Genomic DNA, 26181 nt, shown 5'->3' with positions numbered 1-26181 from the left:
TCACATATCTCGTTCTTGCCTCAAACAAAGCTCAATCATGGACTCATGAGAGGTCACATGAAATTGCGTTATACTCATACATGGATAGTTTGCGTCATGAAACGCATTTAACGCATCCAAACTTGTTAATTTTCCTTTGAAATCAAAATATAAGACCACATCATTCTCATCATGATCTGTTTGGAACGTGACCGTTAAATGATTTTCAGTTTTTTGGCAAACTGATTGATCGAATATCGAAAACAACTCCCGTGATACCGTTAGCAGCTGCGATTCATATGCTGATAAGTCTCGGGTTTCACCAAGCACTTCATATTCTAGGGTGATAAAATGCGACTCCCAATTAAATGTTAGAAAGTAATAGGCCAATTGGGGAATTTTTAAATTTGAGAGTTTGGATTCATGCTGTGCTTCAATGACCATTTCTTCTATTATTTCGAACACTCGGTCATATTTTTCTAATGTCAAGTTGCCTTTGATTAACTGCAATTTATTCATCCAGTCGTGTCTTGAGCGACTAAGTAGATAAATCAATTCATTTGTTAATGCAACGTGAGTTAATTTTTCAGTTTGTTTACTTGGTATCTCTTCCATTATCGCACTCCCAATCGTTTGGTCTCTCTTTTAGGAGTCTTATCATCACTATGTCTCCCTGAATTATAACAGAGAAGACAGCTTAGAAAAACACTAGTTATGTGAGGAAAGGTTGTTTTTTCTGATCGTATAGGAGAAAATGAGGCAAAGTCAGCAAACGTACTCTGATATTTATGGAGTGCATCTTCTTTTATCATCTTCGGTACCACTTGTAAAAAGCGCAAAAGCTCCCTGAACAGTGAAAAAAACTCCAGTCAATGACCGGAGTTTTTAGCAATTATTGTGCCGCAGGATATACGCTCACTTTTTTACGGTCACGACCGAAACGTTCGAATTTAACTGTTCCGTCGATTTTAGCGAAAAGAGTGTCGTCGCCTCCGCGTCCAACGTTTTCACCTGGATAGATTTTCGTTCCACGTTGACGATAAAGGATAGAACCACCAGTTACGAATTGACCATCCGCACGTTTAGCGCCTAAACGTTTAGACTCAGAGTCACGTCCGTTCTTTGTAGAACCTACCCCTTTTTTAGATGCGAAAAATTGAAGATCTAATCTAAGCATGAAGTTCACCTCCTATTTTTTTGTAGATATTCTCACATAATCGTGATAATCTCGTTCGATTGTCTCTAAGGAAACGACCATGCCTTCTAAAAGCAGCTGGGCTTTTTCAAAGGTGACTGGATCTGTATCAGCTGGTAATTCAAAAGAGAAATATCCGCCTTCATCTCCAATATCAAGCAGTGGATCAATTCCTGTCAGTGCAATAATTGAATTGACTGAACCGAAAACAACTGCAGATACACCTGCACAAACGAGATCCTGACCTTTTTCAGCAAACTCGGCATGTCCAGTCATCTGAAAAGACGTAATGCTCTCATCTGCTGGCGACCGAGTAATGGTTGCTTTGATCATATCACTCACACGCCTTAAGCGTTGATTTTTTCGATAACAACTTTAGTGTAAGGTTGACGATGACCTTGTTTTTTGTGGTTGTTTTTCTTCGGTTTATACTTGAACACAGTAATTTTCTTACCGCGACCTTGTTTTTCAACTTTAGCCGTTACTGTTGCTCCAGCAACTGAAGGGTTACCCACTTTGACAGTGTCTCCGCCGACAAACAATACGTTTTCGAAAGTAACTGTTTCACCTGCATCAGCAGCTAGTTTTTCAACATAAACAGTTTGGCCTTCTTCAACTTTGATTTGTTTACCACCAGTTTCAATAATTGCGTACATCTCTGCACCTCCTAATAAACTCAGACTCGCCGAATACAGGGGGCCATAGGCACTTTACACCTGCTCCGCGCGCGGTTGTAGCACGGGTGCTACATATCCATAACATTAAAAAATATATCAAACTAGACGCAGAATGTCAATGTATTTTCACCATTAGTAAGGTAAAAGAAGCTCTTCCATCGAGGAGGTCGTTCTTCGATCTGAAAAATAGGCATGGAGCAATTCATTTTCATCGAGCTGGCTCATTTTCACACCATTTCGTTCGATAATAATGGGGTGCTTACAACCCCTTTGGAATCGTGACATGACTTCGTATATTTTCTCCTCAGCACTGGCTCTCAGCGGAATGAGTTTCTCTACCTTTTGCTCTTTTTTGCCGTAATACCGCTCTAGTAAAAAGCGTACCCTGACGTAATGCCGCTGCCGGTGTTCCATCACAAGGGAATAGGCTAAAAAAGTGAGCAGGACCCAGCCGTTGAATTGCAGCGGAGCAAAACAGATCAGCCCTGCTGTCAAAAGACCGAAAAAGACAAGTGAGCCTTTTATCGCAAGGGCATGTGCGCGCTGGAAAGGGTAAAAAACAGATAAGAGCAAAAAAAATAATTTTCCGCCATCGAGCGGCCAAATAGGTAAAAGGTTGACAAGAAAAATCGCCATATTGAAAAAGGTGAACATCGTAAAGACGTCTTGAGAAATAAAAGAAGCTTGCATGAAAAGCCACGCCATAAGCTGGAGCGGCACATGCTGAAGCGGTCCGCATAAAATCACCGCCAGCTCTTCTTTTAGCGGACGGTTCCCATGTTCTTCTACTTCTACCGCTCCGCCAAATGGAAGTAAAAATATCCGCCGAATGCGCCAATGATAATAGCAAGCAGCCGCTGCATGTCCAAGTTCATGGACACAGACGATAATGAGCAGACAAAGCAGCGGCTTAATTTGACCTGATAGAATGGCAAACGCCATCACAATCCAAAGAAGCGGATGGATGTGAACCTTTGTCAGCATGAGCAGCCATCTATTCAAAGGTCATCACCTGAATGGGATCAATAAACTGTTCGTTTTGCTTAATGGCGAAGTAGTACGTCCCTTTCCCTTGTTCATCTAGCGAAATTCGGCCAATTTTTTCACCTTTATCGACAAAATCGTATAGGGCCACATCGGCTTCCTTTAGTTGACCGTACCAGCTGTAGCTGTTATCTGCATGCTGCACCACCACTGTGAGCCCTGTGTCGCTTTTCTTTTTCACCTCTACAACATAGCCTTCTTTCATACTATCAATGGCTTCTGCGGATGTTTCCACTTTGACACCTGCACCATTTTGTGTGAATGATTCCTGTACTTTTCCAGAAGCAGGCACAGCCAATTCTTGATTGGCTTGTACGTCCTTTTGACCATCCTTTTTCTCGGTTAAAAAGGCAAGCGGGTTCCCAATTGTCTTCTCAAACCACCGGTTGGCGGCGGCAAATTGAAAATCTTGTTCAAAGGTTTGACTAATCACCGGCTTCAGCTGCTGAAAAGGACCTGCCTGACCTTTAAATGAAATAGCTGCAATCAAAACAAGCGACGCAGAAAGTAAACATTTAAGCACAAAAGTATTGGGGTTAAATAGTGGATGACGATATTTTTTTGACTGATGAGACGTCGACTCGTAGGAAGCTGACCCAGAATGCTTTTCTTCTTCCGTTAACATGACCCATGGCGGTATGTCTCCTTTTTTCTTGGAAGCCGCCTTCTTAGGAGCAGCAGCCGGCTGCTTCGTTTTGCGGCGCTGCGCTATTTTTTTTCGATACTCGTCCACTCTTTTCATGAGATCACCCTTTACATACAAACAGTTTGTACATTTTATGTGACGACCTCATGTGATATGCAACAAAAAGACCGATTCAAAAAGAATCGGTCTGATCTCACGTGAATGATTATGCTCTTACACCGAAAAATGCTTTCAGCTTTGCAAACATTCCTTTGTTGTCATCTTCAAATGATTGAAGCGGAACAGATTCACCTAGTACGCGGCGAGCAATATTGCGATACGCAATCGAGACTTTATTTTTGGCATCCATGACAATCGGTTCACCATTGTTTGAAGCCTTAATGACATCATCATCATCTGCTACAATGCCGAGAAGATCAATCGATAAATGATGGACCACTTCATCCACATCCATTGAGTCGCCATTTTTCGCCATGTGTGTACGAATGCGATTCACAATCAAACGAGGCGGTTCAATATCTTCTTGCTCCAGCAAGCCGATAATTCGGTCTGCATCTCTCACAGCTGAGATTTCAGGTGTCGTGACCACAATCGCTTTGTCAGCACCTGATACAGCATTTTTAAAGCCTTGCTCAATTCCAGCAGGGCAATCAATGACAACATAATCAAAGTCTTGTTTCAATGATTGAATTAATTCTTTGATCTGCTCCGGCTCTACAGCCGTTTTATCGCTTGTTTGAGCAGCGGGTAAAAGATACAAAAGATCCTCGAAACGCTTATCTTTCACAAGCGCTTGATGAATTTTGCATCTTCCTTCTACTACATCGACTAGATCATAAATAATGCGGTTTTCAAGCCCCATCACGACATCCAAATTCCGAAGGCCAATGTCGGTATCAACTAGACACACTTTTTTTCCTTGAATTGCTAGTGCTGTGCCTAAGTTTGCAGATGTTGTTGTTTTGCCAACGCCGCCTTTTCCTGAGGTAATCACAATAGCCTCGCCCAATTTCACATTCCTCCCTCAAGCCTTGTCAGATTAGGTCTTATATGAGCCAATTGCTGCAGGCGTTCAATGATCATATTGCCATCTATATCTAAATAAGCACATTCCATTTCATTTCCATCTTCTTTTTGATCTGGTGCACGGTTAAACACTTGTGCGATGCGAAGCTGAGTTGGAATCATATGAGATGCCGCAATGACAGCTTGTTTGTTTCCATTACATCCAGCATGTGCTACACCTTTTAACGCACCAAGCACAAAGATATTACCCCCTGCGCGAATGGTTCCGCCAGGATTTACATCCCCTATTAATAGAAGATCTCCTTCGACATGCAGCACCTGTCCAGAGCGTACAATTTTTGCTACAGAGGTGATCTCGGCCTCTGCTTTTAACCGTCTCGCCTCTTCAGTTGACATGACGTCACTTTCAATAGAGTGAATGACGAGATGTTCATTTTCAGACACCGCTTCAGTCAAACGCGCCTCCTGATCCTCTGTTAAATACCGAAAACCAAGTTTAATATGCACATTGACCTTATGTCCTTCTCTTCCATCTGTATATTGCTCAAGTAAAAGAACCTCTCGCAGGCCAGAAAGAAGGTCTTCAAACGAACAGTCGTCATTTAACTGTAGTGTTAATCCGTTTTTTGTACCTTTTATTGTCACATATTGCTGTTTTTGAGTTTTCAAGATGCTCACCTCAACAACATACTCATTTCGCCGTAATTGGACAAACTCCTGCTTTTATTCGTCGACCAGTCCTTGTTTCACATTGATGAAAAAGAGCCTAAGCGGCACAACAAGTATGAGAGACGCAGCAGTATTTAAAAGAATCGTTGGAATAAAGCGTTCGATCACATACGTATTAAACGGCATGATCCCTGGTTGAATCGTCGCTTGAACGCCGTACACATAAAACTCCATCACTGCAACAGCAATAATTGACAGAAAGACAACGACTAAAATATTCGTCTGAAGCACTTTGAAGGCTTTCGCCAGCAAATAGCAGAGCGCACCAAAGCCAAACATATGAACACCAAGAATACCTGTATACGAAATATCATATAAAAGTCCAAAGATAAATCCGTAAATCACGCCGTATTTTTGATTCACAAAAGCTGTCAAAAATACAAGTGCGAGTAAGATGAAATGAGGTGCTAAAATTTGATCCTCTGAAACAAATGGGAGCCTCACTAAATCAACAAAAATACTGTCAAATACGAAAATAAACAACATGACGAAAGCAAGAAGGACACGTTTCACGAGCCTTCCTCCTTCGTTAATTGAGATGCATCTGCCGTACTTGTGCTGCGATTCACAACAATCACATGGTCTAAATTATTGAGTTCAGCAGCTGGTTCTACATAAATAATTTTTGTCAGTCCGTAATGGTCAGGCTCAATTTCACTCACCTTTCCAATCGTCAAGCCCTGCGGGAATACGCCCCCTGCTCCAGATGTTTCAACAAGATCTCCTTTTTTGACATCCCCATCAGCATCGGATTTTAAAATGTTCATTGTCAGCATTTTTTTCTTGCTGTCATAGCCGTTAATAATTCCATTGAGTTCTTCTTTGCCCTTTTTCGCAAAAATTTTCGTTGAAATTCTATTATTTTGGTCTGTAGAGCTTAGCAACCTTACAGTCGAAGTAAAATTGTTGAGCTTATCACTTTCAATTTTTCCAATTAACGCACCACTCTCATTTGTGACCGCCATATCTTTTTCAACGCCTTGTTTTTTGCCTTTATCGATCATCACAAAGCTATCCCAAAGGGAGGGATTTCTTGCGATGACTGTTGAAAGGATCGGCGTGTAGTCACGAATAGAGTTTACATATCCGAGCTGCTTGCGAAGCTTTTTGTTCTCATCTTCTAGTTCTTGAAGTTTCGCCTCATATTGGGTTTGTCCATCAAGTTTTTTTCGAAGACGCTCGTTTTCATCGTATGTGTTCTTTAAATCTTGTACATTTTCATAAATACCGGCAATAAATTGTGATGGTTTATGAAAGACACCTTGAAAAAAGCCTGTCGTATCCCCCACTAATTTTTCCGGCCATGAAGCACCTCTGCCGCTTTTCACTGAAAAACCAATCATGGCCACCAGCACGATGACGCAGACAAGGAGCAACATTAATCTTTTATTCATAAAAAACTGCGGCATGTCTTACACCTCTTTATTTACGCCCGATTATCTTTTGATTTTCCTTTGAACAAGTGAATATGTTCTAGTGCTTTCCCTGTTCCGATCGCCACACAGTCAAGTGGGTCTTCAGCAATAATGACTGGCATTTTCGTTTCATCACTAATGACTTTATCAAGATTACGCAGCAATGCACCGCCGCCTGTTAAAACGATTCCACGGTCCATAATATCTGCTGCCAGCTCAGGCGGGGTTTTTTCAAGCGTCATTTTTACCGCATCGACAATTGTTTCCACTGTATCGCGAAGCGCTTTTGCAATCTCTTCCGCCGTAATAGAGATTGTTTTTGGCAGACCTGTTAAAAGGTCACGTCCGCGAATGTCCATCTCATCATGCACATCTGGCTGCGCTGAACCGATTTCCATTTTTATCGCTTCTGAAGTACGATCACCAATCATTAGATTATACGTTTTACGGATATAACTGCTGATCGCATCATCCATTTCATCCCCTGCAACACGGATGGATTGAGATGTCACAATGCCGCCAAGTGAAATAATCGCTACCTCTGTTGTACCGCCGCCAATATCCACAACCATACTTCCTGTTGGCTCCCATACAGGCAGGTTCGCACCAATCGCCGCAGCAAATGGTTCTTCAATTGGGTATGCATCACGTGCACCAGCTTGTCTTGTTGCATCAATGACTGCGCGCTCTTCTACAGCTGTAATACCGGATGGTACACATACCATCACATAAGGTTTACGAGCAAATAGTCCTTTGTTTTTTAATGCTTGATTAATGTAGTATTTCATCATTGTTGCTGTCGTCTCATAATCTGCAATGACACCGTCTTTCATTGGACGGAGCGCCACCACATTACCTGGTGTACGGCCAATCATATTTCTAGCGTCATTTCCGACCGCCACTATAGACTTCGTATCGGTTTCCAAAGCTACGACCGAAGGTTCTCTCACAACAATGCCTTTTCCTTTAATAAAAACAAGCGTATTCGCTGTTCCAAGATCTATTCCAAGGTCTTTTGTACCAATTCCAAACATATGTATGTATCTTCCTTTCTTAAACCAAAATTCCCTTTAGGGAAAAACTCATAAACTCTATTATATCGTAAAACATTGAAAAAAAAAGTGTTACAAATACCCTTTTTCCTTCAAACTCACAAATTTTTGATCACCTATCACAAGATGATCAAGCAACTGGATTCCAATCAGCTTTCCACATTCAAAAAGTCTCTTTGTCACTTCAATATCTTCCCTGCTAGGTGTCGGGTCTCCAGATGGATGGTTGTGCACACAGATAAATGAAGCGGCCGAACGTTTAAAGGCCTCTTTAAAAATTTCACGCGGATGAACAATCGACGAATTCAAACTTCCAATAAACACAGTATGTTTATGAAGAACCTGATTTTTCGTATTAAGATAAAGACAAACGAAATTTTCTTGCGTCAAAAATCTCATATCTTCCATCACAAAGTTCGCCCCATCTTCTGGCGTGCGAATCACATAACGGTTGTCCGTCGTTTGATGGTGTAATCTTGTGCCTAGTTCTAAAGCAGCTAAAAGAGAGATCGCCTTCGCTTTTCCAACTCCGCGAATCTTTGACAGTTCTTCAATTGAAGCTCCCTTCACAGTACGAAGACCGCCAAATGTTTGCAGAAGCCTTGCAGAAACTTGAAGAACCGATTCCTTTTTTGTGCCTGTTCTCAACAGGATTGCGACAAGTTCATGGTTTGATAAACTATTTGGACCATATTTAATAAATCGTTCTCGCGGCTTTTCATCATGAGGAAAATGCTTCAGCAACATAGGGAAATGACTCAAGATAAACACTCCTTTTTAGATTCCTTCCCGTCATCAAAAAGGGGTGATTCCAAATGTTTCAAGCACTCTAACTGTTTTGGCAATAGGGAGTCCTACAACGGAAAAATAATCACCGTCTATTTTTTGTACAAACAGAGCACCTTTCCCTTGAATGCCGTAGCTTCCAGCTTTATCAAGAGGTTCGCCTGTTTCGATATAGCGGTCTATTTCATTTTGCGTAAGCGGCCAAAATGTCACTTCTGTCTGCTCATAAAAGGTTTCTTTTCTATTTTCTGATTGAATCGTAACACCCGTCAAGACTTGATGTGCCTTACCTGACAATAATTGAAGCATTGAAGCCGCTTCTTCCTTGCCTTTTGGTTTTCCAAGGCATTTGCCGTCAATTGCAACAATTGTATCTGCGCCAATGATCACAGCGTTGGGATGTATTTTTTGAATATCATTTGCTTTTTGTTCTGCCAACCATTGGACGTTCTCAGCAGGAGAAAGGTTTCGATTTATTTCTTCTTTTAATTGACTTGCTTGAATGTCATATGAAAACCCTGCTAAATCAAGCAATTCTTTTCTTCTAGGTGATTGAGATGCGAGAATCAATTGGTTCATGTTTGTTCATCCTTTCAGGGTATAGCCTAAGAAGTAAGATACCCATTCATCCTATCAAATGTACATCTTACCGACAATTGATGAAAAATCATTTTTCATGTTCATTCATCATTATGTTGGAAGGAAAAGAAAAAAACTAGTCATTTTTTGACTAGTTTAGTTGATTAAAAAATGATTTTACGTATTTAATTGATCAAGCAGGGCTTGCTGAGATTTCCACCCATTTTCAGCAGATGGGTTATTTAAGAGCTGAACTGCTTTCAGCAAACTGCTCTTGGCTGATGCATCAGTTGTTTTTGCATTTTCCAACTCAGAAATCAGCTGCGTGACTTCCTTTTGATCTACATCATCCCCTGCAATGACCTTTGAAGATAAGACAGATGCCTTTTCTATTAAACTAGTCAGCTCATCCGGCACTTGAAACGAGAGCTCCTTCCCTCCCCATGCTTCAAAGTGCTGATCGATCAACTTTTTCCCAACAGCGCTTGTCATGCCTTGTTCTGTGGCAAGCCCGGCAATCACATAATATCCATCATCCATTGATACCTTTTTACCTGCATATCCTGCCTCTTTTAAACTGCCAACTAAGTCATCTGCTCCTTTTTCAGAAGAAAACTTTCCAGCCTGTACGACAAAGGTTGAAAAGCTGCCAGAGACACTTTTTTCATCTTTATTGTCTTTTGATTCATCTGTAGTATCAGCCGGCGGCGTCTCTCCTCCTGCTTTCATCGAAGGCTCGCTTCCAGATGCTGAGACGCTGATATGATCTCCGTCTGACGGATTGGCTGAACCATTTTGACTTAAACTTAGTGCAAACACACCGAGGCCTGTCCCAAGAACCACTGCAAACACAATCGTTGTCATCACTCTTTTGAAGGGACCCCGATTTTTACTGAACTTCTGATCAAATGAGCCTTTTTTCTTTTGATAAGGCGTGACAACCTTTGGATCAGAGTGATAAATATGATCAGCTGCATCGTCCCACTGGAAATCTTCTTCCTTCGGTTTAGACGGTTCTTCCTGGGAAGCTGCTGCCTCCTGTTCCGATTGCCTCTTTTCCTCCCAGTTCGAAAACGTTACATGATCCTCTTGCTGTTTTTGAGGCTGATGATCATCTTCATGAAGCATTTCTTCCTTGCCATTAATATTAACCTTTAACCCTTGTTTTTTTGCCTGCCTTTTTTTCACTGTCATTCCCCGCTTTCTGACATTGTTTGTAAGAAAGACCCTTTTGTCCAATGAATCAGCGCGAATGTAACCCGTCCTTCTTTCTGCTTCACACTTTAACATAGCAGATAAAAAAAAGAACAAGACTTTTGTCGGCAGGTTAAAAAAGTGTTCGCCAATTTTTTCATCCAAAAAAATCGCCAATTGCGATCAGCCTATCGCCCCAAAAAAGATACAGCCAAAAAGAGAAAGCGATCGCAGGAACAAAGGGAAATGGCTCATCCAGCCTGAAGGAAAACAGCTTTGCATAAACCATTCCAGTGACAGATGAAAGGAAAAGAATGATAAGAAACCATTTGAAACCAAAGCAAAACGCAAGCACACCAAACAGCTTCATATCCGCTCCGCCCATGCTATTTGGCTTGAAGCAGTCTAAGCTATAAAACAAAAGAAAACAAAAAAGGAGAGACGCCGCTCCTTCCCACCAAATCAAAAGCGGTTCTAGCGTGCGATATATGACGAAAAGAGGAAAAAAGAAAAGAAAGAGCTCGTTTGGCACTCTCATATAAAGAAGATCACTCACGACAGCAATCACGAATAAACTACAAAGAATCACAAGAAAAAGGCCCTCAAACGAAAAACCAGCAGTCCTATAAATGAGCAAAAAAAGGCAGCCTGTTAGCAGCTCAGTCATTGGATACAGGAAAGACAAGCGGGCGCCACAGCGCTTACAAGACCCTTTCAATACAATATAAGAGATGAGCGGAAGCATGTCATGAAAAGAAAGCGACTGTTTACAAATTTCACAGTGAGAACGTGGAAAAAGAATGGACCGTTTCATTGGTAGCCTGTCACCAACGAGATGAAAAAATGACCCCATGATCATGCCCGCAAAAAACACAAAAAGATCCGTCAAATTCAGTAGCCCCTTCCAGAAATAGAATAGACCGGATTGTACCATAGCGATTCATCTTGAGCACCTAGTGAAAATGTGATTTCTCCCCTCTTTCTCATTTCAAAAGAAAAAAAGACGCACATTGCATCGAAGCAATTGCGTCTTTTGATTACCTTAAAATACGATTTCGTATATCTGAAATAAAATAAAGGGAGCCTGTCACAAGGATCACTGCCGAAGGGTCAGCACTTTTTTTCTGAATGAAATCAAGTACTGCACGAGGATCTTCATCAAACGATTTTGCTTCTAAATGACTGCAAGCATACAGCTTTTCTGCTGATTCAGCTCTAGGAAAATCAAAGGAAACAAAATGAATTGAGGAACTAATAGCTTCAAGCTTGTCAATCATTTGCCTGTACGGTTTATCTTTTAACGCGCTAAAACATACATGGACTTGTTTACTGGAAAAATGAGCTTGTACGGTTTCTATTAAACGGTCCATCCCCTCTTCATTATGAGCACCGTCTATATAGACAAGAGGCTGATCTTTGACCTTTTCAAACCTTCCAGCCCATGCCGCTTGCCGAATTCCTTCATACACTTGCTCTTCTGACACATTGATATATCCCTCTTGCTCCAGCCATTCGATCAATAGAACCGCAAGGGATGCATTTTGTCTTTGATGTGTTCCGATTAACCCTGTCTCTAGCTGTGGATACTGCCTTTTTGGGGTAGTTAATGTGAATCGTTCACCTGTTTCCGTCGGCTGTTGATGCTCAAAGGTACAAGTATCATGTAACGAAAGAAACGGTGCATTGTTTTCTTGTGCCTTGTTTTGAATGACAGAAAGAGCCTCTAGTTGATGGACGGCCGTGATCATCGGAATGCCATTTTTGATAATGCCCGCTTTTTCTGCTGCAATCTGTTCCAGTGTGTCGCCTAAAATCACCATATGATCATGCCCAATCGACGTAATCGCTGTTAAAATGGGCGCTGCAACATTTGTTGAATCCAGCCTTCCGCCAAGCCCTGTTTCCAATAGGACAAAGTCTACTTGATGCACATGGGCAAAATAAGCAAACGCACATGCTGTAATGATCTCAAACTCTGTTGCTGCACCAAGCTCTGTATCATCTAATTCATCGACTAAAGGCTTGATCTCATTCACCAAGCTCAGCCACTCCTCATCCAAAATCGGCTCCCCATTTACACTAATTCTTTCATTGAACGTTAAAATAAACGGAGAGGTAAAGGTTCCAACTGAATAGCCTGCTGACTGTAAAACGGAACGAGTAAACGCAATCGTTGACCCTTTTCCATTAGTACCAGCAACATGCACCGCTTTTATTTTTTGTTCTGGATGCCCTAGTCTGTCCATCAGCCATTTCATTCGTTCAAGTCCCGGTTTGACGCCGAAGGCTAGTCTGCTATGAATCCATTCAATGGCTTCATGATAGGTTGTAAACAATGTCATCTCCCATTTCATACGAAATTTTCAAAAAAGACGACTCCATTCCATTAGGAGCCGTCTTTTCAACATTATGCTTTCAGCTCTTCAATACGCTTTTGAACAGCTTCGCGTTTTGCGACATAATCACGTTCTTTTTCACGCTCTTCTTCCACGACACTTTCAGGCGCTTTTTTCATAAAGCCTTCATTTCCTAGCTTTTTCTGTACGCGCTCGACTTCTTTTGTGAGCTTATCAAGCTCTTTTTGCAGACGAGCGATTTCTTCATCAAGATTGATTAAGCCTTCAAGCGGTAGAATGAGTTCTGCTCCAGAAATAACAGCTGTCATCGCTTTATCACTTGCAGGGACATCTGTGCCAATTTCAAGCACACTTGGATTTGTGAAACGCTCAATATATGAACGATTTTTTTCTAAACGTTCCTGTACATCAGATGTAGATGCTTTGATATATAGCTCAACTTGTTTGCTCATTGGCGTGTTCACTTCACTGCGAATGTTACGAACAGAGCGAATGAGTTCAACGAGCAGCTTCATGTCAGCAGAAGCCTGTTCGTTCGAAAGCTCGGGCTTCACTTCAGGCCATTTCGCAACGGTAATGGACTCACCTTCATGCGGCAGATGCTGCCAGATTTCTTCTGTTAAGAACGGCATAAATGGATGAAGAAGTCTCATCGTTTGATCTAGAACATATGCCAGAATCGAACGAGTCGTTTTCTTTGCTGCTTCGTCTTCTCCATAAAGCGGAAGCTTCGCCATTTCAATATACCAATCACAGAAATCATCCCAAATGAAGTTGTATAAATGTCTGCCCACTTCTCCAAATTCATATTTGTCAGCAAGCTGTGTGACACTTTCAATCGTTTCATTTAGTCGTGTTAAAATCCATTGATCCGCAACTGATTTTTCTCCTGTCAAATCAAGCTCGTCATACGTTAAACCATTCATATTCATTAAAGCAAAACGGGATGCGTTCCAAATTTTATTCGCAAAGTTCCAAGTGGATTCAACCTTTTCAAAGCTAAAACGCAGGTCCTGACCTGGTGAGCTTCCAGTGGCTAAGAAATATCTTAATGAATCCGCACCGTACTTGTCGATGACCTCCATCGGATCAATTCCGTTGCCAAGTGACTTACTCATTTTACGCCCCTGCTCATCGCGGATAAGCCCATGAATGAGGACGTCTTTGAACGGTTTTTCTCCTGTGAATTCAAGCCCTTGGAAGATCATACGTGATACCCAGAAGAAAATGATGTCATAGCCTGTTACAAGCAGATTTGTTGGATAGTAGCGCTTGAAATCTTCACTGTCTTCATCTGGCCAGCCCATTGTAGAGAAAGGCCATAGCGCTGAACTAAACCATGTATCAAGCACATCGTTATCTTGCTCCCAGTTTTCAATATCTTCTGGTGCTTCGAGTCCAACGTATACTTCCTTCGTTTCTTTATGGTACCAAGCCGGGATGCGGTGCCCCCACCATAGCTGACGAGAAATACACCAGTCACGGATATTTTCCATCCAGTGTAAATACGTCTTTTCAAAACGGTCCGGAACAAATTGAACTTGCTCATCACCTTTTTGCAGTTTGATGGCTTCATCTGCGAGCGGCTGCATTTTCACAAACCATTGTGTAGATAAGTACGGTTCAACAACAGCTCCGCTTCGCTCACTGTGACCAACTGAATGCATGTGGTCCTCAATTTTGAACAAAATGCCTTCTTCTTGAAGATCTTTCACAAGCTGTTTACGGCATTCGAAGCGGTCCATTCCTTTGTATTGCAGCGCATTCTCATTCATCGTGCCATCTTCATTCATCACAAGAATGCGTTCTAGGTTATGACGGTTTCCAAGCTCGAAGTCATTCGGGTCATGAGCAGGCGTAATTTTCACCGCTCCTGATCCAAATTCCATATCAACATAATCATCACCAACGATTGGGATCTCGCGGCCTGTAATTGGTAAAATAACTGTTTTCCCAATCAAATGCTGATAGCGTTCATCTTCAGGATGTACAGCGACTGCCGTATCTCCAAGCATCGTTTCAGGTCGTGTTGTCGCAATTTCAATCGAACCTGATCCATCTGCTAAAGGATATCTCAAGTGATAAAACGCACCTTGTACATCCTTGTAAATCACCTCGATATCAGAAAGGGCCGTCTTTGTTGCTGGGTCCCAGTTAATGATGTACTCTCCGCGATAGATCAGTCCCTTCTCATACAATTGAACAAATACTTGGCGAACAGCTTTATTCAAACCTTCATCTAATGTAAAGCGTTCACGCGAGTAATCTAGGCCAAGACCCATTTTCGCCCACTGGCTGCGAATAAAATCTGCATATTCTTCTTTCCACTTCCACGTTTCTTCTACAAATTTTTCACGCCCGAGGTCATAGCGGCTCACGCCTTCTTCGCGAAGTTTTGCCTCTACCTTTGCTTGAGTGGCAATACCCGCATGATCCATTCCTGGAAGCCATAGAACGTCATAGCCCTGCATCCGCTTCATGCGTGTCACGATATCTTGAAGAGTTGAATCCCAAGCATGCCCTAGGTGCAATTTTCCTGTCACGTTCGGTGGAGGAATGACGACTGTATATGGATCTTTCGTTTTGTCATTTTTTGCTTCGAAAAACTTTCCTTCAAGCCAGTACGTATAGCGGTCTTTTTCAATCGCATTTGGATCGTACTTTGTAGGCATTTCTTGATTATTTGTTCCCATTTGTGTAACCTCCACATTTTTTCGGCTGATGAAACATAAAAAAAGCCCTTTCATCCTTATAAAAGGACGAAAAAGCTTTTTCGCGGTACCACCTTTTTTCATGGAACACATACACGTGTCCCATACACTCTAAAGGATAACGGGGTTCTCCCGAATTTCTCTACTCAATCATTCAAGAAATTAAGCTCACAGGCGACCTTCCAAACAAGTGTATCCTAGGAAACCTTTCAGCTCTTGGTTTCCCTCTCTTTAGGGGCTTGCTTGTACTCTTCCTGGTCCACGCTTACGATATATCACGTTCATCAGCACATACTCATCTTTTATTAATATTACTAAATGCCTTTTGTTTTCGTCAATCATCTTTTCCGCTTTTCTTCTTCTTTATACAAATTGGGCAGGCACCCTTTGCCTCATTGCCCATATAATAATAACAAAATAAAGAAGGAGGGCGTTTGATTTTGAAGAAGATCAATCCTTACACACTCCCCCCCTGGCTTAGACAAATTCGGGCAGTTGCCTCCCAAGTCGTTCTCCCGATTGCCATATTTCAAGGGTTTCGTACGATCATTTTTCCCACAACATTTGACGTCCTCATCTTAGGTATTCTCATATTTCTCGCCTGTGCCTTTCACCTTGATTGGTTTTAAAAGAGCTGAAAGATGCAGGCTCACTCTTATGTAAAGGTCCTCCCATTTTTCAAACAAAAACCTCGTCATTCTGCTGATGACGAGGCATTTTGCTCTTCTTCAAGGCGTCTAGCCTGCTCCATTTCGTGAATCTTCATGACAGTCGGCTCTGAATTTTTCATTTGCCAATACGCTCTTAACAGCTCCTGACAGCTTTCCATCTCATCCTGACCGCCTGCTTCATAGGCTTTCACCGTATCAAACAGGCCCTGCGGGTAAGCGAGGTAACTTAGGAACAAATGAAGCTCTTCCTCCCGAAGCGGATTCCCCTTTTGATACGTATAAAATAAGGAAGTACATTCAGGACAAGCAGTAGGATAGGTTTTAAAGGTTCGGAAGTAAAAGGTCAGAAGATCGTAAATGGGGGCAGCCTTTTTGGACCGCTCAAAATTGGTGAAATGTCCTGTGCCTACATCATTGTACAAAAAGTGATGGACCGACAATTGCCCATGATTTAACACAATACGTGTCGTCTCTTGATCTTTCATTTCCTCGTGCCAATCCTCTAAGCGCTCAAGCGCGAATTCACTTGCAGACATCGCTTCTGAAAAATACATAGCAGCAGCCAGTTCAAATGGCGACATATACCATGTTTGTTCTGCCCGCTCTATAAATCGTTCATACATGTCTTTCTCTGCTTCCCATTTGCTTTTTATTTGTGTGTAGTGAGCTTCTATTTCTTGCTCTGTGATGTCCATCATCACTTCAGTTCGTTTATGAAGTCTTGCAATCTCTTGAAATAAATATTCATGCTTATCGTCCTGCTCTTCTCTCTTTTCATTCGTCAGCCATGGCATGAGGTAATAGGCATACTGGGTATCTCGATGACTTGAGAAAAAGGAACCGCTCTTCGTGCGATAAATCGGCACAAAGGAGCGATAGCCCTTTGATTCTAATTCAAGCATTTGCTCTGTAAACTGCATATGCCGATGAGGTTTGACTCGCTTTAGTGCAAATACGCCCTGCTTTGTATACACTTTGACGACTGCTGAACTGACAGGTTCCATATATTCAGCCTCAAGCCCGTATTCATATAGAACAGATTGGATTTCATCCACGTTCACTCACCACATTTTCTCGGTCGATCATCGCTTCTTATGCATTGCTTTTTTGATATTCTGGTATATAAAGAATCTGCCCTTCCTCAAGCTCCGCATCAATCGATAACGAGTTCGTTCGAAGGAGCTGCTGCACATTCAACTGATATCGTTCACAAATACGATCGACCGTATCTTCTTGCTGAACTATACATATTTTCATGCGAGAAAAATCTTCCTCCTCCTGCTTAGCGAACAGCTTCGTTAAATAAAGAGAATTCTCACTGCCAGACGTTTCTCTCACGTCATCTTCATGCTCCTCCGCTTTTTGAGCTGACTCATACACCTTTGGCGCTTCCCGTTCATATAATCGTTCGAATTGATAACTGTCATCCCGCTCCTCCTGCGCTTGTTCCATCTGATACTCAGGTGATTCAAATGCTGGATAAGCTGGCGGTGGTTCTTCCTCATGTCCCTCCGCTTCAGGATCTTTCCTCACTTCCACCTCAAAGAACGTATCATCCCGTTCCTCTTCTTCTAATAGCTTAGGCGGTTCAAAAAATGGCGGCTCCTGCACCTGAGCTTCCGGGAAGGAGCGATATCCGAGTGCCACTGCTTCTTCTTGCTCCTCATATTCTTCCTCTTCTGCTTCTTCCACCATCACCGTCTCTATGTCTATTTCTTCTTCAGTTCGTACATCATGTTGCCGCACAGCCTGCTTTTCTTCATCTTCCTCACGCTCATCGCCTTGTAGCACTTCTTGCTCTTCATATTCTGGCTGCGCCTGATATTCATAGGTGACATCGCCATATTCCTCTTCAGAACGATGAACAAATTCATACGGCTCATCTACAACCGGTTCGGGCGTTCCTTCATCTAATAAGCCCTCAATCGCTAGATCAGCCTGAATGGTGAGCAAACGGCTTTCTGTCAGCTGGTAATCAAACGCATCAATAAACACAAATACATCATTTAAATGACTAATTTTGTTCTTAGGAATGGTGATATCTACCGGAAATTGATGCAGCAGCTCCGCCGTTCCGTCCTCTCTAACCTTTACCTCATCAGCTTGCCTGTATGATGCATAGGAACTGGATTCACCCATTAGCTCCTCTTGATTTATGTTGTATTCTCCTGTTAGCTCGAGTGAACCTCTAATGGAAACATAATCATTCACTTCTTGAACGAGAATGTCAGGGTCGAGAGAAATTGACAGCAGCTCACTGACTTCCTGTCCGTTTTTAAAATAAATGGACTCTTCTACCGAAAACTGTAATCGATTGTTTTGAGACAAGTCGGTGTCCTCCTTTCATCTAATCCTTCAAAATAAAATTAGATGTCAATACAGATGTATGTAGGAGGCAGCGAAAATATGATTGGTTTTACGTAAAGCAAAAAGCCGATATGTCTCCATACCGGCTTCATCGTGTAGACAAACCCTCGCATTCGTTGTCAGGTCTGCGCTCCAGTGCTCTCCCTTCCTAGACTTCAAAGGTTTTCTATCACGCTGAAAAAAAAAAGACAAAGGGCTAAAATAAAGTTCATTTTAGCCCTTTGTCAACAATCTAAGCCGATATGTTTATCGACGTAATTTTTGAAATACCTTTTCCACTGTCTCAATCGTATAGTCAATGTCTTCATCCGTATGAGCAGTTGATAGGAACAGCCCTTCGAATTGAGAAGGTGGAAGGAAGATGCCATGATCAGCCATTTCCTTGTAAAATTCAGCGAATAAAGCGAGGTCTGCTGTTTTCGCTGTGTCGTAATTCACGACCTTCTCGTTCGTAAAGAAGAATCCAATCATGGAACCAGCACGGTTAAACGTTAATGGAATTCCATTTGCTTTCGCCGCTTTTGAAATGCCTTCTTCCAGCCGATCCCCTTTTCGTCTAAATTCTTCATAAGACTCAGGTGTCAGCTGTTTTAATGTTTCTAAACCTGCTGTCATGGCAAGCGGGTTACCCGATAACGTTCCTGCTTGATAGATCGGTCCACTTGGTGCAATTTGTCTCATAATATCCGCTCTTCCGCCATAAGCGCCGACTGGCAGACCGCCTCCGATCACTTTGCCAAGACATGTCAGATCAGGCGTAATGCCAAAATAGCCTTGCGCGCAGTGATAATCCACACGGAAGCCTGTCATCACCTCATCAAAAATGAGTAAAGAGCCGTATTGCTCTGTGATGTCTCTTAAGCCTTGCAAGAAACCTTCTTGCGGAGGAACAACCCCCATATTTCCTGCAACTGGTTCTACAATGACACCTGCAATGTCGTCACCAAATTCCTGGAAAGCGACTTTGATGCTTTCTAAATCATTGTATGGAACGGTGATCGTATTGCTTGCAACACCTTCAGGGACACCAGGACTATCTGGAAGACCAAGCGTTGCTACACCTGATCCCGCTTTAATGAGTAAAGAATCACCATGTCCATGATAGCAGCCCTCAAATTTCACAATTTTATTTCTGCCTGTAAAGCCGCGCGCTAGACGAAGTGCACTCATGGTCGCCTCTGTTCCAGAGCTGACCATGCGAATGACCTCAATAGAAGGAACTCGTTCTGATACAAGCTTAGCTAATTCATTTTCAACTAAAGTAGAAGCACCGAAGCTTGTACCATGTTCAGCTACTCGCTGTATGCTTTCAACCACACGGTCATTCGTATGTCCTAAAATAAGCGGGCCCCACGATAAGACATAATCAATGTATTCATTTCCGTCAATATCGTATATCTTTGCGCCTTTTCCTCGTTCCATAAAAATCGGGTCTGTGTTGACTGATTTAAATGCACGCACAGGGCTGTTCACACCACCAGGCATTAAGTGCTGCGCTTCTTCAAATGCTTGCTTCGATTTTTCATAGCTACGTCCCATTTCAACGTCCTCCTGTCTATCCGTTCTTTATTCTGAGAGCCATTTTGCCGCATCTTTTGCGTGATACGTAATGATTAATTCTGCACCTGCACGTTTCATGCTTGTCAGCATTTCAAGGACAAGCTCTTTTTCAGAAATCCAGCCATTTTGAGCAGCGGCTTTCACCATTGCGTACTCTCCGCTCACATTGTAAGCGACAACAGGAAGTGTAAATTCATTTTTCACATCACGCATAATATCTAAATAAGAAAGGGATGGCTTGACGATGAGGAAGTCAGCCCCCTCTTCTACGTCAGATTGCGCCTCTCTTAGCGCCTCTAAACGGTTTGCAGGGTCCATTTGATACGTTTTACGATCTCCAAACTGCGGTGTACTATGCGCCGCATCACGAAACGGACCGTAAAAAGCACTTGCATATTTCACAGCATATGACATCACAGGCACATGAATAAAACCAGCTTCATCAAGTGCCTCACGGATTGCGATAACAAAGCCGTCCATCATGTTTGATGGTGCAATGATATCTGCACCTGCACGCGCTTGGCTAACTGCTGTTTTTGCTAAAAGCTGAAGCGATTCATCATTTAAGATTTCACCATCTTCAACAATTCCACAGTGTCCATGATCGGTATATTGGCATAAGCAAGTGTCTGCAATGACAACAAGCTCTGGGAAATGCTTTTTAATCTCAAGCGTTGCTCTTTGAACAATGCCATGATCGTGATATGCTTCACTGCCTACATGGTCTTTATGGTCTGGTACTCCAAATACAATGATGGATTGAATGCCAAGATTCACAAGCTCTTGAACTTCTTCTTTCACAAGATCAACTGAAATGTGATAGACACCCGGCATCGAAGGTACTTCTTTCCGGACATTTTCTCCCTCAACAAAAAAGATAGGGTAAATGAAATCAGATGGTCTTAAAAAGGTTTCTCTGACTAGCTCTCTCATTCCTGCGCTTGTACGCAATCTACGGTGTCTGTTAAATTTCATCAATGATTCAACTTCCTTTCAGATAAACGGCACATCAAATCAAGCATCCCGTCTATCGTATAAGTATCTGGGGTTTCAGAGGAAATCCCGTATTGAAGCAGTGCCTCTTTTGTAAGAGGACCAATGGTCACAAAACATGTGTCAGATGCTGCTAACCTTGCTACATCCGCTTCCATGGCATGCATAAAAGAATGAACAGTAGATGAGCTTGTAAATGTAATAAAATCAAATGATTGCTCCATCATGGCCGACTTGAGAGCCGCAATTCCGTCCTCATCCTTCACTGTTTCATATAAAATCCATTCTTTCACTTCAATACCAAGCGGAACGAGCGTTTTCTTCACCACATCTCGTGACAGGCGACCTTTCGCTACAAAAACACGCTCTTTTGGCTGAACATGTTCAATTAAGGCATCTGCCAGCTCTTCTGCTATAAATTGTTCTGGAACGACATCCACCTTAAATCCATGCTGCTTAAGATAGGCAGATGTTTTTTCACCTACAGCCGCCACTTTCAAGTGGGATAAGCTTTGATGTAAACGATGCTCCTCTATATAATTGAGAAAAAACGACGCACCATTCACACTCGTGAACACAAGCCAATGACTGGCTTTTAAGTCTTGTAAAAATGCCTCCGCTTTTTCTTTTGTGAGCGTTGGCTCAAACCTAATTAGAGAGGTTAATACAGCACGGCCGTTCAGCGCTTCAATTTTCTGCCGAAACACGCCCGCTTGACGTTCATTTCGAGTGACAAGCACCGTCTGTCCGTAAAGCGATTTGGCTCTTGTCATTGGGAGGACAGATCCTTTTTCACCTTGTCGATCAAATCCTTTGCTCCCTTATTAGCCATCTGTTTCGCACACGCTGTACCAATTGCCTCAGGGTCAGTACCCGTCACAGTTTCTCGAATGATCGTATGGCCATCAGCTGATGCCACAAGACCCGTCAGTTCAATTTCATCACGCTCATTCATCGTAGCGTAACCAGCGATTGGCACTTGACAGCTTCCGTCCATTTGTTTAAGAAAGGCTCGTTCAGCAAGGACTGTTTTCTCCGTATACTCATGCGTGAATTGAGCTAAAAGCTGCAAGAGCTCTTCATCATTTCCGCGGCATTCAATAGACAATGCACCTTGCCCAACAGCTGGCAGACAGGTGTCAGGAGATAAAAATTCCGACACGACTTCTTTGCTCCAGCCCATTCTAGACAGACCGGCGGCTGCTAGAATAATGGCATCATATTCTTCATTTTTCAGTTTTTCAAGTCTGGTATCAATGTTTCCTCGAATCCATTTAATCTCAAGATCTGGTCGCTCCTGAAGAAGCTGTGCACTGCGCCGCAAGCTGCTCGTTCCCACAATGGCTCCCTTTGGCAGTTCATGAAGGCGAAGATGCCCCTTTGAAATCAGTGCATCCCGCACATCCTCACGCTCAGGAATACAGCCAATGACTAAACCTTCTGGAAGAGCGGCCGGCATATCTTTCATGCTGTGAACCGCCATGTCGATGTCATGATTCAGCATGGCTTGTTCAATCTCTTTGACAAATAGCCCTTTTCCGCCAACCTTCGATAAGGTCACATCTAAAATTTGATCACCCTTTGTGACAATCTCTTTTATTTCAAAAGAATAAGAAGTGGTTAGTTCAGACAGCTTTTGGATGACCCATTTTGTTTGTGTAATCGCAAGCTTACTTCGTCTAGAACCTACTTTAATTGTACGCATTACGTCTTCCTCCCGACAATGCCCTTAAGACTCATCATTATTGAAACCAATGAAAGGTTGATAAGCTCCCAAGCAGAAAATAATTGATCATCAGCACAAGGAATGAAGCGACATTCCAGCGTGCCACGATTTTGCCCTGCATATTCCTCACCAATCTAATGTATAAGTAAAAGCCGTATAAAAACAGCATAATAAACGAACCAAGCACCTTGGCATCTGTCCAGTACAACGTATCATACGAAATATATGCCCATATAATACCAAGAATTAAACTAAGCAGGAGCATGGGTACGCCAATTATATTTAATACGTACGCCATATGATCAAGCTTTGATAGGTCTTCAATTCTTAGAAGCCATTTTCCCCATTTTTTCTTTTTCAGCAAACGGTATTGAAAGAGATAAAGAAGTGAAAAAGCAAATGAAAGTGAAAAGGCACCGTACGATAAAATGGCCATCGTAATATGAATGACAAGCAGCTCACTCGTCAGTCTCCCCGTCAATTCCGCAGAATGGAGATTAGATGGTGTAAAGGTGTGAATCGCCATCATGGAAAAACCAATTACATTTGTAAAAAAGACAATAAATTCAACGCGTAATACTTTTGTGAGAACGAGTGACAGTGTCACAAGCACCCATGTATAAAAATATAACCCCTCTGCTACATTCAACACAGGGAATCGGTCTGTTTCCATCATAATATAAAACATGTAGACTGTTTGCAGCAGCCAGACAATAGAAAGCAACCAGAAAGCCATTTTTCCAGCCTTCCGGTTGTGTTGAAGAAAATCTATGAAATAGAACAAGACACTGAGTGCATAAATCAAGATCGTCGCTTCGCCTAGTCTCGCTACAATGGATTCCATCATCGCCTAATCACTCACTGGCAACTGTAGCAAAGCCTTGTGCCATATTTGATTTGAACAGCTGAAATGACCCTTGATCCACCTGCATCGGCTCTACCTTTTGCTCTTCATCTTCAACCTGTAAATCAAAGATTTCTTTAAAGAGTAAAAGCTTTTCCTCTGCATTCGGTTCCCCGGCAATTTCTTTTGCCTTTAAAATAGGATCTTTCAGCATTTGATTGATGATGCTTTTCGTATGCTTATTTAACAGCTTCATTTCACGATTTGTAAGGTTTGGAAGCTTTCGTTCAATGCTTTGCATCGTGTCTGCTTGAATCGAGAGTGCTTTTTCTCTTAAAGCAGAAATGACTGGAACCACTCCGAGCGTATTGAGCCATTGCTTAAATTCTACAATTTCAGCTTCAATGAGGAGCTCCACCTGCTCAGCCACCGCACGGCGTTCTTTTAAGTTAGCTGCCACAATGCCTTCTAGGTCATCAATGTCATACAAAAAAGCACCTTCTACTTCAGAAATGGCTGGATCTAAATCACGGGGCACTGCAATATCTACCATAAATAGCGGTCTGCCTTTGCGCTGTTTGTTCGCATTTTCGACCATTTCTTTTGTAATGACAAATTGCTTAGCACCTGTTGAGCTAATTAAAATGTCCGCTTCAGATAATGTCTTTTCTAATTGGTTTAAACTCTTAGGCTCTCCTGAAAAACGGCCGGCCAGTTCTTTTGCCTTCTCATACGTTCGGTTGATGACCGTCACATGACCAATTCCTTGACCTTGAAGGTTTTGCGCCGCAAGCTCGCCCATTTTACCCGCACCAAGAATAAGGACATGCTTATCAGAAAGACGTCCAAAGATTTTTTTCGCAAGTTCCACTGCCGCATAGCTGACAGATACAGCATTAGATGCAATATCTGTTTCCGCATGAGAGCGCTTCGCCACGGTGACCGCCTGCTTAAATAAATAATTGAAAACGGTACCAATGGTTTTTTCCTCTTGAGCTAGTTTAAAGCTGGATCGCACTTGACCGAGTATTTGTGTTTCGCCAATGACCATGGAATCAAGTCCGCAGGCCACACGGAATAAATGCTCAACCGCACCATCGTTTTCATAAAACTTCAAATACGGAGATACATCTTCTTTTTCTAAACCGAACCAATCTGCTAAAAATCTTTTTATATAAAACCGACCAGTATGAAGCTGATCTACTACTGCGTAGATCTCTGTTCGATTACATGTTGAGATGACGATATTCTCTAGAATGCTTTTTTCTTCTTTAAGCTTGGACATCGCTGTTCCGAGCTCGCTCGGTTCAAAGCTTAGCTGTTCCCGTATCTCAACAGGGGCTGTTTTATAATCTAAACCCACAACAAGAATATGCATAACTTCAGCTTGCACCCCCAACGCCCTGTCTAATTTATAATAATTACAATATAGAATTTATTATTTATAATGATTATAACATATATTCATTTTTAACTGGATAAAAATTGTGAACAGATTTCAAAAATGTTGTGATATAGTAGAAAAATGTTCGACATCAGATGCCATATCATCACTTCAAGCAATTTATCAGATTTGGCGAGTGTGAACAAATGATCTGCTTAAAAGAAGGTGACATCTTTGAAGAAGAAATCCATTTTGCTGCCGCTCACATTGCTGGCTGTAGCGCTATATGCCATTCTCTCAGGAGATCAATTTGACATTTGGAAAGACCAGGAGAAATGGTATACACTTGTACTGCTTTTTGGCCTTGCTTTCTTATACCAAGGAAAGAAGGAGCAGGAAACCTCTCATGTGTTTATCGGTATGCTCATGACGGGCCTTGCGCTACACTTTATCCTTCAGCCAAAATTGGATCACTGGCCAGACACATTTACAATGATTGTGTTCATCGTCGGCCTTGCGCTTTTCATGAAATCATCTCAGAAAAAGGAATATCGTATCGAAAGTCTAGTTCTCATTGCACTTGGCCTGTTCCTTTATTTCTTTCAGCAAATTACAAAACAGCTGAGCACGCTCTCGATCCCTACTTCCGGTTTTGAATTGTACTGGCCATATGTACTGATTGCCATCAGTCTCCTCTTATTATTTTTAAAAAGGAAATAACTTATACAATCAAAATGTTTAATAAGCCATCAATTGGTTGTTGTATAAATGTTTGTAATCACATCTTAAGAGAACAGTTTCATTGATGATAGACGACAATAACCGCCTTATCTGCAGTTGCTTGTGTAGCAACATTTTTGCAGGTAAGACGGTTTTGTTTTTCTTTCCTCATGTCAAACTGCCTGAATAAAAATATGAACCAGTCATTTCAAAAAAATAAAGAGGCAGTCCAGTCCAAACTAATGCCCCTATGAAAACGATCATAGTATCCAAATAGACAAATGTATTCACGTTCCGAATGTTCATGTACACTATTCCTTATTTAAGTGTTAAGAAACAGAGATTTTAAAAAACCTCTGTTTCTCATCATATTCTCTCTTATTTTTTCTTTAATTCCTTTTGCATTTCTTTCATTTCATTGAGCGAGTAATTATAGCACGTTCTCGCCTTCAGTTTTGATTGCCTTTCCTTCATTTCATTTAGTGAGTAATGATAACAAGTTCTTGCTTTTAATTTCATTATGACC

The 26181-nt window shown here is 41.9% G+C and carries 28 protein-coding genes and 2 other annotated features; of the genes, 2 read left to right on the top strand and 26 right to left on the bottom strand.

Annotated features, from left to right (window positions below; all coding sequences use genetic code 11):
- From GPA07_RS07370 to GPA07_RS07290, 17 genes are all read right to left on the bottom strand, one after another.
- Entirely contained in the window at positions 1-594 is a 594-nt protein-coding gene (locus GPA07_RS07370) for a sporulation initiation phosphotransferase B (RefSeq protein ID WP_008357900.1), read from the bottom strand.
- Positions 595-871: 277 nt separating this feature from the next.
- Complete coding sequence (gene rpmA, locus GPA07_RS07365; RefSeq protein WP_003216586.1) at positions 872-1156, bottom strand: 50S ribosomal protein L27; 285 nt, start codon at positions 1154-1156, stop codon at positions 872-874.
- Positions 1157-1168: 12 nt separating this feature from the next.
- The gene (locus GPA07_RS07360; protein WP_008357903.1) at positions 1169-1507 is read right to left on the bottom strand and encodes a ribosomal-processing cysteine protease Prp; all 339 of its coding nucleotides are present in this window, start codon (positions 1505-1507) and stop codon (positions 1169-1171) included.
- Positions 1508-1521: 14 nt separating this feature from the next.
- Positions 1522-1830, bottom strand: a complete 309-nt coding sequence (rplU, locus tag GPA07_RS07355; protein WP_008357905.1) for a 50S ribosomal protein L21 — start codon at positions 1828-1830, stop codon at positions 1522-1524.
- A gap of 12 nt (positions 1831-1842) precedes the next feature.
- Positions 1843-1917, bottom strand: a sequence feature (ribosomal protein L21 leader region).
- Positions 1918-1983: 66 nt separating this feature from the next.
- On the bottom strand, positions 1984-2853 hold the full coding sequence (locus GPA07_RS07350) for a M50 family metallopeptidase (protein ID WP_157292278.1): 870 nt from the start codon (positions 2851-2853) through the stop codon (positions 1984-1986).
- Positions 2846-3637 carry a M23 family metallopeptidase gene (locus GPA07_RS07345; protein WP_008357909.1) on the bottom strand — a complete coding sequence of 264 codons (792 nt, stop codon included), beginning with the start codon at positions 3635-3637 and terminating at the stop codon, positions 2846-2848. Before GPA07_RS07345 ends, GPA07_RS07350 begins: the two co-directional genes overlap by 8 nt.
- Before the next feature lie 109 nt (positions 3638-3746).
- Entirely contained in the window at positions 3747-4550 is an 804-nt protein-coding gene (minD, locus tag GPA07_RS07340; protein ID WP_008357911.1) for a septum site-determining protein MinD, read from the bottom strand.
- A 2-nt stretch (positions 4551-4552) separates the two neighbouring features.
- Positions 4553-5236 carry a septum site-determining protein MinC gene (gene minC / locus GPA07_RS07335; protein ID WP_008357913.1) on the bottom strand — a complete coding sequence of 228 codons (684 nt, stop codon included), beginning with the start codon at positions 5234-5236 and terminating at the stop codon, positions 4553-4555.
- Between the two features lie 54 nt (positions 5237-5290).
- On the bottom strand, positions 5291-5809 hold the full coding sequence (gene mreD / locus GPA07_RS07330; RefSeq protein ID WP_008357915.1) for a rod shape-determining protein MreD: 519 nt from the start codon (positions 5807-5809) through the stop codon (positions 5291-5293).
- Positions 5806-6705, bottom strand: coding sequence for a rod shape-determining protein MreC (gene mreC, locus GPA07_RS07325; RefSeq protein ID WP_008357916.1), 900 nt, complete (start codon positions 6703-6705; stop codon positions 5806-5808). Before mreC ends, mreD begins: the two co-directional genes overlap by 4 nt.
- 17 nt (positions 6706-6722) lie before the next feature.
- A complete protein-coding gene (locus GPA07_RS07320) occupies positions 6723-7745 on the bottom strand; it encodes a rod shape-determining protein (RefSeq protein ID WP_008357919.1) in 1023 nt (340 codons plus the stop codon).
- Between the two features lie 90 nt (positions 7746-7835).
- The gene (gene radC, locus GPA07_RS07315; protein ID WP_157293143.1) at positions 7836-8510 is read right to left on the bottom strand and encodes a RadC family protein; all 675 of its coding nucleotides are present in this window, start codon (positions 8508-8510) and stop codon (positions 7836-7838) included.
- Positions 8511-8558: 48 nt separating this feature from the next.
- A complete protein-coding gene (locus GPA07_RS07310; protein WP_157292277.1) occupies positions 8559-9128 on the bottom strand; it encodes a Maf family protein in 570 nt (189 codons plus the stop codon).
- Positions 9129-9305: 177 nt separating this feature from the next.
- Entirely contained in the window at positions 9306-10499 is a 1194-nt protein-coding gene (locus GPA07_RS07305; protein WP_157292276.1) for an SPOR domain-containing protein, read from the bottom strand.
- The gene (locus tag GPA07_RS07300) at positions 10480-11211 is read right to left on the bottom strand and encodes a prepilin peptidase (RefSeq protein ID WP_008357929.1); all 732 of its coding nucleotides are present in this window, start codon (positions 11209-11211) and stop codon (positions 10480-10482) included. Before GPA07_RS07300 ends, GPA07_RS07305 begins: the two co-directional genes overlap by 20 nt.
- Positions 11212-11359: 148 nt before the next feature.
- A complete protein-coding gene (locus tag GPA07_RS07295) occupies positions 11360-12664 on the bottom strand; it encodes a bifunctional folylpolyglutamate synthase/dihydrofolate synthase (protein WP_071169240.1) in 1305 nt (434 codons plus the stop codon).
- 65 nt (positions 12665-12729) lie between these two features.
- Positions 12730-15372, bottom strand: coding sequence for a valine--tRNA ligase (locus tag GPA07_RS07290; RefSeq protein ID WP_157292275.1), 2643 nt, complete (start codon positions 15370-15372; stop codon positions 12730-12732).
- Positions 15373-15431: 59 nt separating this feature from the next.
- Positions 15432-15661 (bottom strand) — a binding site (T-box leader).
- 169 nt (positions 15662-15830) lie between these two features.
- Between GPA07_RS07290 and GPA07_RS07285 the strand changes: the two genes are divergently transcribed.
- Positions 15831-16019 (top strand): hypothetical protein, encoded by a 189-nt coding sequence (locus tag GPA07_RS07285; RefSeq protein WP_003216497.1) that lies wholly within the window; start codon positions 15831-15833, stop codon positions 16017-16019.
- A gap of 65 nt (positions 16020-16084) precedes the next feature.
- On the opposite strand, the gene ysxE is transcribed toward GPA07_RS07285, so the two are convergent.
- From ysxE to hemA, 8 genes are all read right to left on the bottom strand, one after another.
- On the bottom strand, positions 16085-17116 hold the full coding sequence (ysxE, locus tag GPA07_RS07280; protein ID WP_157292274.1) for a spore coat protein YsxE: 1032 nt from the start codon (positions 17114-17116) through the stop codon (positions 16085-16087).
- Between the two features lie 37 nt (positions 17117-17153).
- A complete protein-coding gene (locus GPA07_RS07275) occupies positions 17154-18389 on the bottom strand; it encodes a LysM peptidoglycan-binding domain-containing protein (RefSeq protein ID WP_157292273.1) in 1236 nt (411 codons plus the stop codon).
- A 285-nt stretch (positions 18390-18674) separates the two neighbouring features.
- Positions 18675-19967: a glutamate-1-semialdehyde 2,1-aminomutase gene (gene hemL, locus GPA07_RS07270; protein WP_071168842.1), complete on the bottom strand. Its 1293-nt coding sequence runs from the start codon at positions 19965-19967 to the stop codon at positions 18675-18677.
- A 27-nt stretch (positions 19968-19994) separates the two neighbouring features.
- Positions 19995-20963, bottom strand: a complete 969-nt coding sequence (gene hemB, locus GPA07_RS07265; RefSeq protein ID WP_071169239.1) for a porphobilinogen synthase — start codon at positions 20961-20963, stop codon at positions 19995-19997.
- Entirely contained in the window at positions 20963-21754 is a 792-nt protein-coding gene (locus tag GPA07_RS07260; RefSeq protein ID WP_008357945.1) for a uroporphyrinogen-III synthase, read from the bottom strand. The genes hemB and GPA07_RS07260 overlap by 1 nt, the downstream gene beginning before the upstream one ends.
- A complete protein-coding gene (gene hemC, locus GPA07_RS07255) occupies positions 21751-22686 on the bottom strand; it encodes a hydroxymethylbilane synthase (RefSeq protein ID WP_157292272.1) in 936 nt (311 codons plus the stop codon). Before hemC ends, GPA07_RS07260 begins: the two co-directional genes overlap by 4 nt.
- A 37-nt stretch (positions 22687-22723) precedes the next feature.
- Positions 22724-23554 (bottom strand): cytochrome c biogenesis protein, encoded by an 831-nt coding sequence (locus GPA07_RS07250; RefSeq protein WP_071168840.1) that lies wholly within the window; start codon positions 23552-23554, stop codon positions 22724-22726.
- 7 nt (positions 23555-23561) lie between these two features.
- The gene (gene hemA / locus GPA07_RS07245) at positions 23562-24929 is read right to left on the bottom strand and encodes a glutamyl-tRNA reductase (RefSeq protein ID WP_008357953.1); all 1368 of its coding nucleotides are present in this window, start codon (positions 24927-24929) and stop codon (positions 23562-23564) included.
- A 240-nt stretch (positions 24930-25169) separates the two neighbouring features.
- Between hemA and GPA07_RS07240 the strand changes: the two genes are divergently transcribed.
- Entirely contained in the window at positions 25170-25655 is a 486-nt protein-coding gene (locus GPA07_RS07240; protein WP_071168839.1) for a hypothetical protein, read from the top strand.
- 378 nt (positions 25656-26033) lie between these two features.
- On the opposite strand, the gene GPA07_RS07235 is transcribed toward GPA07_RS07240, so the two are convergent.
- A complete protein-coding gene (locus GPA07_RS07235; protein WP_155887859.1) occupies positions 26034-26174 on the bottom strand; it encodes a hypothetical protein in 141 nt (46 codons plus the stop codon).
- Positions 26175-26181: the final 7 nt, after the last annotated feature.

The organism is Bacillus sp. ms-22 (assembly GCF_009759805.1).
GTDB lineage: Bacteria > Bacillota > Bacilli > Bacillales > Bacillaceae > Bacillus > Bacillus xiamenensis.
The sequence above is the reverse complement of the archived record's forward strand: the minus strand, read 5'-3'. Positions and strand labels throughout refer to the sequence as shown.

Bases quoted from the DNA above. Each gene is read 5' to 3' on its own strand.
- radC (WP_157293143.1), bottom strand. From the start codon at position 8,510: ATGTTGCTGAAGCATTTTCCTCATGATGAAAAGCCGCGAGAACGATTT.
- GPA07_RS07295 (WP_071169240.1), bottom strand. From the start codon at position 12,664: ATGACATTGTTTACAACCTATCATGAAGCCATTGAATGGATTCATAGC.
- GPA07_RS07360 (WP_008357903.1), bottom strand. From the start codon at position 1,507: ATGATCAAAGCAACCATTACTCGGTCGCCAGCAGATGAGAGCATTACG.
- mreC (WP_008357916.1), bottom strand. From the start codon at position 6,705: ATGCCGCAGTTTTTTATGAATAAAAGATTAATGTTGCTCCTTGTCTGC.
- hemC (WP_157292272.1), bottom strand. From the start codon at position 22,686: ATGCGTACAATTAAAGTAGGTTCTAGACGAAGTAAGCTTGCGATTACA.
- GPA07_RS07320 (WP_008357919.1), bottom strand. From the start codon at position 7,745: ATGTTTGGAATTGGTACAAAAGACCTTGGAATAGATCTTGGAACAGCG.
- rplU (WP_008357905.1), bottom strand. From the start codon at position 1,830: ATGTACGCAATTATTGAAACTGGTGGTAAACAAATCAAAGTTGAAGAA.
- GPA07_RS07260 (WP_008357945.1), bottom strand. From the start codon at position 21,754: ATGACAAGAGCCAAATCGCTTTACGGACAGACGGTGCTTGTCACTCGA.
- GPA07_RS07290 (WP_157292275.1), bottom strand. From the start codon at position 15,372: ATGGGAACAAATAATCAAGAAATGCCTACAAAGTACGATCCAAATGCG.
- GPA07_RS07370 (WP_008357900.1), bottom strand. From the start codon at position 594: ATGGAAGAGATACCAAGTAAACAAACTGAAAAATTAACTCACGTTGCA.
- hemB (WP_071169239.1), bottom strand. From the start codon at position 20,963: ATGAAATTTAACAGACACCGTAGATTGCGTACAAGCGCAGGAATGAGA.
- GPA07_RS07310 (WP_157292277.1), bottom strand. From the start codon at position 9,128: ATGAACCAATTGATTCTCGCATCTCAATCACCTAGAAGAAAAGAATTG.
- hemA (WP_008357953.1), bottom strand. From the start codon at position 24,929: ATGCATATTCTTGTTGTGGGTTTAGATTATAAAACAGCCCCTGTTGAG.
- rpmA (WP_003216586.1), bottom strand. From the start codon at position 1,156: ATGCTTAGATTAGATCTTCAATTTTTCGCATCTAAAAAAGGGGTAGGT.
- GPA07_RS07345 (WP_008357909.1), bottom strand. From the start codon at position 3,637: ATGAAAAGAGTGGACGAGTATCGAAAAAAAATAGCGCAGCGCCGCAAA.
- GPA07_RS07250 (WP_071168840.1), bottom strand. From the start codon at position 23,554: ATGATGGAATCCATTGTAGCGAGACTAGGCGAAGCGACGATCTTGATT.
- GPA07_RS07235 (WP_155887859.1), bottom strand. From the start codon at position 26,174: ATGAAATTAAAAGCAAGAACTTGTTATCATTACTCACTAAATGAAATG.
- hemL (WP_071168842.1), bottom strand. From the start codon at position 19,967: ATGGGACGTAGCTATGAAAAATCGAAGCAAGCATTTGAAGAAGCGCAG.